This is a genomic window from Micromonospora sp. LZ37 (genome assembly GCF_059359015.1).
Window position 1 is genome coordinate 296,327 of the sequence record NZ_JCADBL010000003.1, and the last position, 12,946, is coordinate 309,272.

General features: G+C 73.4%; 9 protein-coding genes. 7 read left to right on the plus strand and 2 right to left on the minus strand.

Features of this window, described 5'->3' with window-relative positions; genetic code table 11:
* Positions 1–3: 3 nt before the first annotated feature.
* Positions 4–720, minus strand: coding sequence for a maleylpyruvate isomerase family mycothiol-dependent enzyme (locus AC5L3Z_RS09015; RefSeq protein WP_334522729.1), 717 nt, complete (start codon positions 718–720; stop codon positions 4–6).
* A gap of 177 nt (positions 721–897) precedes the next feature.
* Between AC5L3Z_RS09015 and rsgA the strand changes: the two genes are divergently transcribed.
* The 4 genes from rsgA (at position 898) to uvrC (ending at position 7,752) form a co-directional block, all read left to right on the plus strand.
* Positions 898–1,950, plus strand: coding sequence for a ribosome small subunit-dependent GTPase A (gene rsgA / locus AC5L3Z_RS09020; protein ID WP_494841009.1), 1,053 nt, complete (start codon positions 898–900; stop codon positions 1,948–1,950).
* Between the two features lie 170 nt (positions 1,951–2,120).
* A complete protein-coding gene (uvrA, locus tag AC5L3Z_RS09025) occupies positions 2,121–5,066 on the plus strand; it encodes an excinuclease ABC subunit UvrA (protein ID WP_494841010.1) in 2,946 nt (981 codons plus the stop codon).
* Between the two features lie 161 nt (positions 5,067–5,227).
* The gene (locus tag AC5L3Z_RS09030; protein ID WP_494841012.1) at positions 5,228–5,713 is read left to right on the plus strand and encodes a Rieske (2Fe-2S) protein; all 486 of its coding nucleotides are present in this window, start codon (positions 5,228–5,230) and stop codon (positions 5,711–5,713) included.
* A gap of 95 nt (positions 5,714–5,808) precedes the next feature.
* Positions 5,809–7,752 (plus strand): excinuclease ABC subunit UvrC, encoded by a 1,944-nt coding sequence (gene uvrC, locus AC5L3Z_RS09035; protein WP_494841013.1) that lies wholly within the window; start codon positions 5,809–5,811, stop codon positions 7,750–7,752.
* A gap of 48 nt (positions 7,753–7,800) precedes the next feature.
* On the opposite strand, the gene recQ is transcribed toward uvrC, so the two are convergent.
* Positions 7,801–9,645 (minus strand): DNA helicase RecQ, encoded by a 1,845-nt coding sequence (gene recQ / locus AC5L3Z_RS09040; RefSeq protein WP_494841014.1) that lies wholly within the window; start codon positions 9,643–9,645, stop codon positions 7,801–7,803.
* 328 nt (positions 9,646–9,973) lie between these two features.
* Between recQ and rapZ the strand changes: the two genes are divergently transcribed.
* From rapZ to whiA, 3 genes are read left to right on the plus strand one after another with little or no spacing between them, the layout of a single operon-like run.
* Entirely contained in the window at positions 9,974–10,834 is an 861-nt protein-coding gene (rapZ, locus tag AC5L3Z_RS09045; protein ID WP_442933290.1) for an RNase adapter RapZ, read from the plus strand.
* The gene (locus AC5L3Z_RS09050) at positions 10,831–11,793 is read left to right on the plus strand and encodes a gluconeogenesis factor YvcK family protein (RefSeq protein ID WP_494841016.1); all 963 of its coding nucleotides are present in this window, start codon (positions 10,831–10,833) and stop codon (positions 11,791–11,793) included. Before rapZ ends, AC5L3Z_RS09050 begins: the two co-directional genes overlap by 4 nt.
* Positions 11,794–11,847: 54 nt before the next feature.
* Positions 11,848–12,828, plus strand: a complete 981-nt coding sequence (gene whiA / locus AC5L3Z_RS09055; RefSeq protein WP_076467662.1) for a DNA-binding protein WhiA — start codon at positions 11,848–11,850, stop codon at positions 12,826–12,828.
* The last annotated feature ends 118 nt before the right edge of the window (positions 12,829–12,946 follow it).

The following is a 12,946-nucleotide window of genomic DNA, read 5'->3' on the forward strand; positions in this document are numbered from 1 at the left end:
TGGCTATATCCATTCCGGTGGGGTCGGCAGCTGACCGTCCGGGGTGACGGTCAGCACGTCGCCGCTGCTGCGGCCGATCAACCAGGCGGCCAGCTCGGTGACGGGACCGGTGACCAGGGGCGCGTTCTCCCGGTCACCCAGGACCACCTCGTGCCGGCTGCCGTCGAAGCGCAGCACCATCGCCGGCACGTCGGCCCGCGTGGCGAGGCCGTTGGTCACCTCGTGCAGCAAGTGGTGGGAGAAGGCCTCCGGCCAGTCGGCGCACCGGTAGCCGACGTCCAGGTCGACGTGGTGCACCTCGATCTCGCGCAGCCGGCCCCAGACCAGCATGGCGGCCTTCCACGGCCCGAGCCGGGCCTCGACGGTGGCCGTCCACGCCTCCACCGGCATCGCCGCGACCGCCTCGGCGAACCGCTCGGCGGAGCGGCGCAGGTCGTCCAGGTGGGCGGCGGGCGGCCGGGCGGCGCCGGCCTCGATGTCGGCCGTGCGGGCCGCGGTGCTGGCGTACATCGGGATGCGTTCACCCGTACGGGCGGCGGTGAGCAGGTTGACGAAGCCGTCCGCGTTGCGGGCCAGGTGGGCCAGGACGTGGCCGCGGGTCCAGCCCGGGAGCAGGGAGGGCGCCGCGATGTCGGCGGCGTCGAGGTCGGTCGCCGCGCGGAGCAGGCGGGCCGTGGCGTCGTCCACCTCGCCGGTCAGCAGAAGCGGATCAGTGGTCACGCTCCGACCCTAGTGGTCCGGGGCCGCCCCGTCTCCGGGGAAATCGCTTTCGGCGCGTCGGCGCGCCCCCTACCGTCGGTGGCGTACGCGGCGCCGGAGGTCGGAGGGGGTGGTCACGAATGCCGGTCTCAGCACGCGTGTTCCACCACCACCCGGTCCGACCCTCGTGAGGATGCCATGACCATCGATCTGACCGCCCTCGGCCTCGACGCCGAGCGGGCGGCGTACGCGCGTCGGCGCCCCGACCGCCGGCCCGGCCGGGTGGCCCGGGTCGACCGCGGGGTGTGCACCGTGCTCCGCGCGGACGGCCCCGTCCGCGCCTCGCTGGGCCCGGCGGTGCTGGCCGCCGCCGCCCGTGACCTGACCGCCCTGCCCTGCGCCGGCGACTGGGTGCTCCTGGCGACCTGGCCGGACGGCCCGGTCACCGTCGAGACCGTGCTGCCGCGCCGCACCGCGCTGGTCCGGCGCACCGCCGGCAAGGACGCCAGCGGCCAGGTGCTCGCCGCGAACCTCGACGCCGTCGCGGTCGTCGAGCCGGTGCACCCCGAGCCGGACGTCGCCCGGATCGAGCGGCTGCTCGCCCTCGCCCACGAGTCCGGGGCGCGGCCGCTGGTCGTGCTCACCAAGGTCGACCTGGCCGCCGATCCGGCCGCGGTCGCCCGGCAGTTCGCCGCGGTGGCGCCCGGCGTGCCGGTGCTGCCGGTCAGCGCCGAGCGGGGCACCGGACTGGACCCGCTGCGGCCCTTCGTCGCCCCCGGGCGGACCCTCGGGCTCGTCGGGCCCTCCGGGGCGGGAAAGTCGAGCCTGGTCAACGCGCTGGCCGGGGCGGTGGTCATGCCGACCCAGGCGATCCGCGGGGTCGACGGCAAGGGCCGGCACACCACCACCTGGCGGGCGCTCGTCCCGGTCCCCGGCGGCGGGGCGGTGCTGGACACCCCGGGGGTGCGGGCGGTGGGCCTGTTGGACGGGTCGGCCGGGCTGGACCGCGCCTTCGCCGACATCGCCGAGTTGGCCCTCGGCTGCCGGTACGCCGACTGCGGGCACGAGGCCGAGCCGGGCTGCGAGGTGCGGGAGGCGCTGGCGACCGGGGAGCTGCCCGCCCGCCGGTGGGAGAACTGGCGCCGGTTGCAACGCGAGGTGGCGTACGAGAGCGGCCGGCGCGAGGCCCGGCTGGCCGCGCAGCGCCGGGGTGGCTGGCGCAGCGGCCGGAAGCGGACCGCCCGTCCCTGACCGGCGCGGGCCGCGGGGCCGGTTGAGCTGGGGGAATGCGCTGGCGCGGTAAGTTGTCGTACCTCGGGGCTAAGGTTGCCGAGGCGTCTCTTCTGCGCCTCGAAAACCACACAGACCTCGCTCTGAGCGACAGATCCGCCTCACTTTCTTCTTCCGGGAGCACACGCACCGTGGCCGACCGACTGATCATCCGTGGCGCGCGCGAGCACAACCTGCGTGACGTCAGTCTCGACCTGCCCCGGGACGCCCTGATCGTCTTCACCGGGCTCTCCGGTTCGGGCAAGTCGAGCCTGGCCTTCGACACGATCTTCGCCGAGGGGCAGCGCCGGTACGTCGAGTCGCTGTCGTCGTACGCCCGGCAGTTCCTCGGCCAGATGGACAAGCCCGACGTCGACTTCATCGAGGGTCTGAGCCCCGCGGTCTCCATCGACCAGAAGTCGACCTCGCGCAACCCGCGCTCCACCGTCGGCACCATCACCGAGGTCTACGACTACCTGCGGCTGCTCTTCGCCCGCATCGGCGAGCCGCACTGCCCGGTCTGCGGGGAGCGGATCTCCAAGCAGAGCCCGCAGCAGATCGTCGACCGGGTGCTCGCGATGGCCGAGGGCACCCGGTTCATGGTCCTCGCCCCGGTCGTACGCGGCCGCAAGGGCGAGTACGTCGACCTCTTCGCCGAGCTCCAGGCCAAGGGGTACGCCCGGGCCCGGATCGACGGCGTGGTGCACCCGCTGACCGAGCCGCCCAAGCTCAAGAAGCAGGAGAAGCACACCATCGAGGTGGTGATCGACCGGCTCACCGTCAAGCCGAGCGCCAAGCAGCGGCTGACCGACTCGGTGGAGGCCGCGCTCGGCCTCTCCGGCGGGCTGGTGCTGCTCGACTTCGTCGACCTGGCCGAGGACGACCCCGACCGGGAGCGCCGCTACTCCGAGCACCTGGCCTGCCCCAACGACCACCCGCTGGCGATCGAGGACCTGGAGCCCCGGGTCTTCTCCTTCAACGCGCCGTACGGCGCCTGCCCGGAGTGCACCGGCCTGGGCACCAAGAAGGAGGTCGACCCGGAGCTGGTCGTCCCCGACCCGGAGCGCACCCTGCGCGACGGCGCGATCCAGCCCTGGTCCACCGGGCACAACCTGGAATACTTCCTGCGCCTGCTGGAGGCGCTCGGGGAGAGCCAGCACTTCGACATCGACACGCCCTGGCGGGCGTTGCCCTCTCGCGCCCAGAAGACGATCCTGCACGGCTCCGACGACCAGGTGCACGTGCGCTACCGCAACAAGTACGGCCGGGAGCGCTCCTACTACACCGGCTTCGAGGGCGTGGTGCAGTGGATCGAGCGCCGGCACTCCGACACCGAGTCGGAGTGGTCGCGGGACAAGTACGAGGGCTACATGCGGGACGTGCCCTGCGCGGCCTGCGGCGGGGCCCGGCTCAAGCCCGAGGTGCTCGCGGTCACCCTGGCCGGCAAGAGCATCGCCGAGGTCTGCAACCTCTCCGTCGGCGAGGCGGCCGAGCTGCTCGCCGGCATCGAGCTCACCGACCGGCAGAAGATGATCGCCGAGCGGGTGCTCAAGGAGATCAACGCCCGGCTGAAGTTCCTGCTCGACGTCGGGTTGGACTACCTCTCCCTGGACCGCGCGGCCGGCACCCTCTCCGGCGGCGAGGCGCAGCGCATCCGGCTCGCCACCCAGATCGGCTCCGGCCTGGTCGGCGTGCTCTACGTGCTGGACGAGCCGTCCATCGGCCTGCACCAGCGGGACAACCACCGGCTGATCGAGACCCTGCTGCGGCTGCGCGGCCTGGGCAACACGCTGATCGTGGTGGAGCACGACGAGGACACCATCCGGGTCGCGGACTGGATCGTCGACATCGGCCCGGGCGCCGGCGAGCACGGCGGCGAGATCGTGCACAGCGGCTCGGTGCCGGCGCTGCTGGAGAACCCCGAGTCGGTCACCGGGGCGTACCTGTCCGGGCGCAGGTCGATCCCGACGCCGCAGCGGCGTCGCCCGCAGACCCCGGAGCGGGAGCTGGTGGTGCACGGCGCCCGGGAGCACAACCTGCGCAACCTCACCGTCTCCTTCCCGCTCGGCCAGCTCATCGCGGTCACCGGGGTCAGCGGTTCCGGCAAGTCGACCCTGGTCAACGACATCCTCTACGCGGTGCTGGCCAACCAGATCAACGGCGCCCGGCTGGTCCCCGGCCGGCACACCCGGGTCACCGGCCTGGAGCACGTGGACAAGGTCGTCGGCGTCGACCAGTCACCGATCGGCCGGACGCCGCGGTCCAACCCGGCCACCTACACCGGGGTCTGGGACCACGTCCGCAAGCTCTTCGCCGAGACCACCGAGGCCAAGGTCCGGGGGTACGGCCCGGGCCGGTTCTCGTTCAACGTCAAGGGCGGCCGCTGCGAGGCGTGCTCCGGCGACGGCACCATCAAGATCGAGATGAACTTCCTGCCGGACGTCTACGTCCCCTGCGAGGTCTGCAAGGGCGCCCGCTACAACCGGGAGACGCTGGAGGTGCACTACAAGGGCAAGACCGTCTCCGACGTGCTGGAGATGCCGATCGAGGAGGCGGCCGAGTTCTTCTCCGCCATCCCGGCCATCCACCGGCACCTCAAGACGCTGGTCGACGTCGGCCTCGGGTACGTCCGGCTCGGCCAGCCCGCGCCGACGCTCTCCGGCGGTGAGGCGCAGCGGGTCAAGCTCGCCTCCGAGCTGCAGAAGCGCTCGACCGGCCGGACGGTCTACGTGCTCGACGAGCCGACCACCGGCCTGCACTTCGAGGACATCCGCAAGTTGCTGATGGTGCTGGAGGGCCTGGTCGACAAGGGCAACACGGTGATCACCATCGAGCACAACCTCGACGTGATCAAGACCGCCGACTGGCTGATCGACATGGGCCCGGAGGGCGGCCACCGGGGCGGCACGGTGCTCGCCACCGGCACCCCCGAGGAGGTGGCCGAGGTGACCGAGAGCCACACCGGGCAGTTCCTGCGCCAGGTGCTCAAGCTCGACGGCGAGGCCAAGGGCGCCAAGGCGGCCACCACCCGGGCGGCGCGGGCCAACGGGAGCGCCACGAAGTCGCGTACCCGCAAGGCCGCCGCCGGGGCGCGCTGAGCGGGCGACGTCGCGCGGACGGGCGGGCCGGGAAACCGGTCCGCCCGTCCGCTTCTCCGTGTCGACTGGGCGACGGGTGAACCGTCGGGCACAGTGATCCGTGTGCAGATGTGTGGCCGTCGATCACCGACCGGCGACGGCAGCCGAGAGAGAGGCCGGAGATGAGTGACGATCAGGTATTGACCGGACCCGTCGCGCGCACGCGGCGCGCCCTGCTCGCCGGGGCCGGGGCGGTGGGGGCGTCGGTCGTCCTGGCCGCCTGCGGCGACGACTCCGGTGACGGCGGCGTGTCCGCGCCGACCAGCGGCGGCCCGGGCGCGACCGGGGCCGGCGACGCCGAGGGCGGCGACCGCGAGGGCGCGTCCTCGCTGGCGAAGACGAGTGACATCCCGGTCGGTGGCGGGGCGGTCTTCGCCGCCCAGGGCGTGGTGATCACCCAGCCCAGCCCGGGGGAGTTCAAGGCCTTCGACCCGATCTGCACCCACCAGAACTGCCCGGTGTCGAACGTCGACGGGGGCACGATCAACTGCACCTGTCACAACAGCAAGTTCTCGATCACCGACGGCGCGGTGAAGCAGGGTCCGGCGACCAGGCCGCTCGCTCCCAAGGCGATCAAGGTCCAGGGCGACCGGATAAGCCTGGCCTGACCGCCACCGGGTCCGGCGCGGCCGCCACCGCGCCGGACCCGGTCGCGTGGCGGCGCTCACCGGAGCCTGTCGGATGCCCGGACTAGTCTTGGTTCGTGGCTGACCCCTCGACCTACCGTCCCGCACCCGGCACCATCCCGGAGCAGCCCGGGGTCTACCGCTTCCGCGACGGCACCGGCCGGGTCATCTACGTCGGCAAGGCCAAGAACCTGCGCAGCCGACTCAACTCCTACTTCGCCGACCTGTGGGGGCTGCACCAGCGCACCCAGCAGATGGTCACCACCGCAGAGTCGGTCGACTGGGTCACCGTCGGCACCGAGGTGGAGGCCCTCCAGCTCGAATACACCTGGATCAAGCAGTACGACCCCCGGTTCAACGTCCGCTACCGCGACGACAAGTCCTACCCCTACCTGGCGGTCACCCTCGACGAGGAATATCCGCGGCTGCAGGTGATGCGGGGCGCGAAGCGCAAGGGCGTGCGCTATTTCGGGCCGTACTCGCACGCCTGGGCGATCCGCGAGACGCTGGACCTGCTGCTGCGCGTCTTCCCGGCGCGGACCTGCTCCTCCGGGGTGTTCAAGCGGGCCGGCCAGGTCGGCCGCCCCTGCCTGCTGGGCTACATCGGCAAGTGCTCGGCGCCCTGCGTCGGCAGCGTCTCCGCCGAGCAGCACCGCGACATCGTCGACGGCTTCTGCGACTTCATGGCCGGCCGCACCGACACCATGGTCCGCCGGCTGGAACGGGAGATGACCGAGGCCAGCCAGCAGCTGGAGTTCGAGCGGGCCGCCCGGCTGCGCGACGACGTGGCGGCGCTGCGTCGGGCGTTGGAGAAGCAGACCGTGGTGCTCGGCGACGGCACCGACGCCGACGTGGTGGCCTTCGCCGACGACCCGCTCGAGGCCGCCGTGCAGGTCTTCCACGTCCGCGACGGCCGGGTCCGTGGCCAGCGCGGCTGGGTGGTGGAGAAGACCGAGGAGCTGAGCACCGGCGACCTGGTGCACCACTTCTGCACCCAGGTCTACGGCGGTGAGCAGGGCGAGGCGGACGTGCCCCGCGAACTGCTCGTCCCGGAGCTGCCCGCCGACGCCGACGCCCTCGCCGACTGGCTCTCCCACCACCGGGGCAGCCGGGTCAGCCTGCGGGTGCCGCAGCGCGGTGACAAGAAGTCGCTGCTGGAGACGGTGGAGCGCAACGCCAAGGACGCGCTGGCCCGGCACAAGCTCAAGCGGGGCAGCGACCTGACCGCCCGGAGCCGGGCGCTCGACGAGATCAGCGACGCTCTCGGCATGCGTACCGCGCCGTTGCGCATCGAGTGTTTCGACGTGTCGCAGATCCAGGGCACCGACGTGGTCGCCAGCATGGTGGTCTTCGAGGACGGCCTGGCCCGCAGGAGCGAGTACCGGCGGTTCATCGTCCGGGGCGCCACCGACGACCTCTCCGCGATGTCGGAGGTGCTGCGCCGTCGCTTCGCCCGGTACCTGGACGCGCGGGCCGAGAGCGGGGAGATCGGCGAGGAGACCGCCGGTGACCCGGACCGGCCCGGCATCGACCCGACCACCGGCCGGCCGCGCAAGTTCGCGTACCCGCCCCAGCTGGTGGTGGTCGACGGTGGCGCCCCGCAGGTCGCCGCGGCCGCCCAGGCCCTCGCCGACCTGGGCATCGACGACGTGGCGCTCTGCGGCCTGGCCAAGCGGCTGGAGGAGGTCTGGCTCCCCGACGACGAGTTCCCGGTCATCCTGCCGCGCACCTCGGAGGGGCTCTACCTGCTGCAACGGGTCCGCGACGAGGCGCACCGCTTCGCCATCACCTTCCACCGGCAGCGGCGCTCCAAGCGGATGACCTCCTCGGCGCTGGACGACGTGCCCGGGCTGGGGGAGGTGCGCCGCAAGGCGGTGCTGCGGCACTTCGGCTCGCTCAAGCGGCTCTCCGCCGCCACCGTCGAGGAGATCACCGAGGTGCCGGGGGTGGGCAGGCGCACCGCCGAGGCCATTCTCGCGGCGCTCGACGGCGACGAGGCGAAGACGCCGGCCACCGACTGACCGGCGTCGGGTCGACAGCGACCCGCGCGGCGGGGAGCGGGCAACCGGTCAGGACGGGTCGGCCAGGACGGTGAGGATCTGCTCGCCGTACTTGGCGAGCTTGTTCTCCCCGACGCCGTTGACCCGGGACAGGTCGGCCAGCGACCCCGGCGCCTCGGTCGCGATCTGCCGCAGGGTGGCGTCGTGGAAGATCACGTACGCCGGCACGCCCTGCTCCTTCGCGGTCGCCGCCCGCCAGGCGCGCAGCCGTTCGAACAGCGAGGTGGCCCCCGGGGTCAGGTCGGCCACCACGGTGGCCGCCCCGCGGGGCTTGGCCGACCGGCCCGACGCCGGCTTCTCCGGCTCCCGTCGCATGGTCACCGTACGGCGGCGGCCCAGCACGTCGGCGCTGGCCTCGGTCAGCGCCAGCGTGCCGTAGTCGCCCTCGACCGCCAGCAGGCCCTCGGCCAGCAGTTGGCGGACCACCCCGCGCCACTCGGCCTCGCGCAGCTCGGTGCCGATGCCGAAGGTGCTCAGCGCGTCGTGGCCGTACTGGGTGATCTTGTCGGTCTGCCGGCCGAGCAGGATGTCGACGCAGTGTCCGGCGCCGAAGCGCTGGTTGCGCTCGCGGTCCAGCCGGAAGACGGTGGAGAGGAGCTTCTGGGCGGCGACGGTGCCGTCCCAGGTCTCCGGCGGGGTCAGGCAGGTGTCGCAGTTGCCGCAGCCGGCCGCCCCGGCCTCGCCGAAGTATTCGAGCAGCTGCACGCGCCGGCAGCGGACCGTCTCGCAGAGGGCGAGCATCGCGTCGAGGTGGGCGGCGAGGTTGCGCCGGTGCGCCAGATCGCCCTCCGACGTCTCGATCATCTTCCGCTGCTGCACGACGTCCTGGAGGCCGTACGCCAGCCAGGCGGTCGAGGGCAGGCCGTCCCGGCCGGCGCGCCCGGTCTCCTGGTAGTAGCCCTCCACCGACTTGGGCAGGTCGAGGTGGGCGACGAACCGGACGTCGGGCTTGTCGATGCCCATCCCGAAGGCGATGGTCGCCACCATCACCAGACCGTCCTCGCGCAGGAACCGCTGCTGGTTGGTCGCGCGGGTGCTCGCGTCCAGCCCCGCGTGGTAGGGCAGCGCGGCGACCCCGTTGGCGACCAGGAACTCCGCGGTCTTCTCCACCGACGCCCGGGACAGGCAGTAGACGATGCCGGCGTCGCCCGGGTGCTCGTCGCGCAGCAGGCTGAGCAGCTGCTTGCGCGGCTCCTTCTTCGGCACGATCCGGTACTGGATGTTGGGTCGGTCGAAGCTGGCCACGAAGTGCCGCGCCTCGGTCAGCTTGAGCCGGGTGGCGATCTCGCCCCGGGTCGCGCTGGTCGCGGTCGCGGTCAGCGCGACCCGGGGGACCGCCGGCCACCGCTCGTGCAGCATCGACAGGGCCAGGTAGTCGGGGCGGAAGTCGTGCCCCCACTGCGACACGCAGTGCGCCTCGTCGATGGCGAACAGCGCGATCCGGCCCCGGTCGAGCAGGCCGAGGGTGGACCGGCTGCCCAGGGCCTCCGGGGCCAGGTAGAGCAGGTCCAGCTCGCCGGCGAGGAACGCCGCCTCCACCTTCCGCCGGGCGTCGAGATCCTGCGTCGAGTTGAGGAAGCCGGCCCGCACGCCGACCGCGGTCAACGCGTCGACCTGGTCCTGCATCAGCGCGATCAGCGGCGAGACGACCACCGCGACACCGTCGCGGACCAGGGCCGGGATCTGGTAGCAGAGCGACTTGCCGCCGCCGGTGGGCATCAGCACCAGGGCGTCGCCGCCGGCCACCACGTGGTCGATGACCTCCCGCTGGAAGCCGCGGAAGGCGTCGTAGCCGAAGACCCGGTTGAGCAGCCCGAGGGCGTCCTCGGTACGCAGGTCGGTGGGGGAGGTCATCCGGGGAGTCTACGAGCCCGCCCCGACACCGCCGACGACGCCGAGCGGACCGGGCCGCGGCGGAGCGGCAGCGCCCCGCGGCCGGCCGGCGAGGGAATATCGCGCCCGGCGTCGCTGCTTCCCCGGTGGCGGCAGCGGACGCCGAGGTCGACACCGGGACCGGTCGGACGGGCAGGAACGGATCGACGGCGTCCGCCGGGATAGAGTCGCTGACTGACCGCGCGCGTCCGGGCGAACCGGACGCGGCGCCACGGCTTGGGGGTAGTGGGTGAGCGAGGCGCGGACGACCGACGGGCACGCCCCGGACGGCGGCACGGGGACGGCGGAGGTGGAGACCACCCTGGTGGTGGTCACCGGGCTGTCGGGCGGTGGGCGCAGCACGGTGGCCCGGGCGTTGGAGAACGTCGGTTACTACGTGGTCGACAACCTGCCCCAGGCGCTGATGCTCGACATGGCCGAGCTGGCCGTGAAGGCCGGCGGGGCGGCCCGGCGTACGGCGATGGTGCTGGACGTCCGCTCGCGGGCCTTCTCCACCGACCTGGCCGGAGCCATCCGGGAGCTCAAGGAGCGGGGCTTCTCGCCCCGGGTGGTCTTCGTCGACGCCGACGACGAGGTGCTGATCCGCCGCTTCGAGAGCGTCCGCCGCTCGCACCCGTTGCAGGGGGAGGGGCGGCTGGCCGACGGCATCGCCGTCGAGCGCGCCCTGCTCGAGGAGGCCCGCGACCAGGCCGACGTGATCATCGACACCAGCCACCTGAACGTCAACCAGCTGCGCCGTCGGGTCGAGGAGCTCTTCGGCGGCGAGGACGCCCGCCGGCTGCGGGTCACCGTGCTCTCCTTCGGCTTCAAGTACGGCCTGCCGCCGGACGCCGACTTCGTGCTCGACGCCCGCTTCCTGCCCAACCCGTACTGGGTGCCGGAGCTGCGTGAGCACACCGGGCGGGAGGAGGCGGTCAGCGCGTACGTGCTGGGCCAGGAGGGCGCGGACGCCTTCGTCGCCGCGTACGCCGACCTGGTCAACGCCACCACCGCCGGCTTCGAGCGGGAGGGCAAGCGCTACCTGACGGTGGCCGTCGGCTGCACCGGCGGCAAGCACCGCAGCGTCGCGATCGCCGAGGAGTTGGCCGGCCGGCTGCGTCAGTCCAGCCTCGCGGCCAACGCCCAGCACCGGGACCTGGGGCGGGAATGACGGCGACGAGGGTGGTGGCCTTCGGCGGAGGGCACGGACTCTCCGCCTCGCTGCGGGCGCTGCGGCACTGCGCCGGCGAGCTCGACCTCGACATCACGGCGGTGGTCACCGTCGGCGACGACGGTGGCTCCAGCGGCCGGCTGCGCGCCGAACGGGGCGGCCTGCCCCCGGGCGACCTGCGGCAGGCCCTGGTGGCGCTGGCCGGGGACCATCCGGCGACGCGGCGCAGCGCCGGGCTCTTCCAGCACCGGTTCGCCGGGGGCGCCGGCGACGCGCTGGCCGGGCACGCGGTGGGCAACCTGATCCTCTGCGGCCTGGTCGAGCAGCTCGGCGACCCGGTCGCCGCCCTGGAGCACGCCGGGGCGATGCTCGGCGCGGTCGGCCGGGTGCTGCCGATGTCCCGCCAGCCGGTCGGCATCGCCGCCCGGGTGCGCGGCGCCGACCCGGAGCGTCCCGACGAGGTGCGCACCGTACGCGGCCAGCACCAGGTCGCGGTGACGAGCGGCCGGGTGGAGTCGCTGCTGCTCACCCCGGAGGCCCCGGAGGCGTGCGACGAGGCGGTGGCCGCGGTCGGCGCCGCCGACTGGCTGGTCTTCGGTCCGGGCAGCTGGTACACGAGCGTCCTGCCGCACCTGCTGGTGCCGGGCCTGGCCGAGGCGATCGTGGCCAGCCCGGCCCGTCGGCTGGTCACGCTCAACCTGGCGGCGGAGAAGGAGACGCTCGGCCTCTCCGTGGCCGACCACCTGGCCGCCCTGCACTGGTACCTTCCGCAGCTCGCCGTGGACTTCGTGCTGGCCGATTCCAAGGCGGTGGGCGATCCCGAACCGGTGGGGCGTGCGGCAGAATCGCTGGGTGCCCGGCTGGTCCTCGCCCCGGTCGCCGTCACCGACGGCACTCCCCGCCATGATCCGGCCGCACTGGGCGCCGCGCTGGTGCCTGTCCTGGGCGCCGATCGTTAAGCACGTACGTAATCACCGGCGACACGCCGGTACCGGTCCGTGGAGGGGCGCAGAATGGCGATGACGGCCGCGGTCAAGGACGAGCTGAGTCGGGTCGACGTGCCCAAGCCCTGCTGCCGGCGGGCGGAGATGGCGGCGCTGCTGCGCTTCGCCGGTGGGCTGCACATCGTCTCCGGCCGGGTCGTGGTGGAGGCCGAGCTGGACACCGGGGCGGTGGCCCGCCGGCTGCGCCGGGAGATCGCCGAGGTCTACGGCTATCCCAGCGAGATCCACGTGCTCGCCTCCGGTGGGCTGCGCAAGGGCAGTCACTTCATCGTGCGGGTGGTCAAGGACGGCGAGGCCCTGGCCCGGCAGACCGGCCTGCTCGACGTGCGGGGCCGCCCGGTGCGCGGCCTGCCGCCGCACGTGGTCGCGGCGAACGTCTGCTGCGCGGTCTCGGCCTGGCGGGGCGCGTTCATGGCGCACGGCTCGCTGACGGAGCCGGGGCGCTCCAGCGCGCTGGAGATCACCTGTCCCGGGCCGGAGTCGGCGTTGGCGTTGGTCGGCGCGGCCCGCCGGATCGGCATCACCGCCAAGAACCGCGAGGTGCGCGGGGTGGACCGGGTGGTGGTCAAGGACGGCGACGCGATCGCCGCGCTGCTCACCCGCATCGGCGCGCACTCCAGCGTGCTGGCCTGGGAGGAGCGCCGGGTCCGCCGCGAGGTCCGGGCCACCGCCAACCGGCTGGCCAACTTCGACGACGCCAACCTGCGCCGCTCCGCCCGGGCCGCGGTGGCCGCCGCCGCCCGGGTCACCCGGGCGCTGGAGATCCTCGCCGACGACGCCCCCAACCACCTGACCTCGGCGGGCCGGCTGCGGCTGGAGCACCGGCAGGCGTCCCTGGAGGAGCTGGGCGCGCTGGCGGACCCGCCGCTGACCAAGGACGCCATCGCCGGCCGGATCCGCCGGCTGCTGGCGCTGGCCGACAAGCGCGCCCGCGACCTGGGCATCCCGGATACCGAAGCTGCCGTCACGCCCGACATGCTCGTGGTCTGATGGGACGGTGAGGCGCCAGCATGCGAGCGGGATCTCCACCCGGCGCGGCGCGGCGTCGCAGGCTCGGATAGGGTCGCTGCGTACGGCAAGGGGGCCGGTACAGGCACTCCTCGCCGTG

Excerpts from the sequence above, each read along its gene's own strand:
- rsgA (WP_494841009.1), top strand. The coding sequence starts at position 898 with ATGACCATCGATCTGACCGCCCTCGGCCTCGACGCCGAGCGGGCGGCG.
- AC5L3Z_RS09030 (WP_494841012.1), top strand. The coding sequence starts at position 5,228 with ATGAGTGACGATCAGGTATTGACCGGACCCGTCGCGCGCACGCGGCGC.
- recQ (WP_494841014.1), bottom strand. The coding sequence starts at position 9,645 with ATGACCTCCCCCACCGACCTGCGTACCGAGGACGCCCTCGGGCTGCTC.
- AC5L3Z_RS09050 (WP_494841016.1), top strand. The coding sequence starts at position 10,831 with ATGACGGCGACGAGGGTGGTGGCCTTCGGCGGAGGGCACGGACTCTCC.
- whiA (WP_076467662.1), top strand. The coding sequence starts at position 11,848 with ATGGCGATGACGGCCGCGGTCAAGGACGAGCTGAGTCGGGTCGACGTG.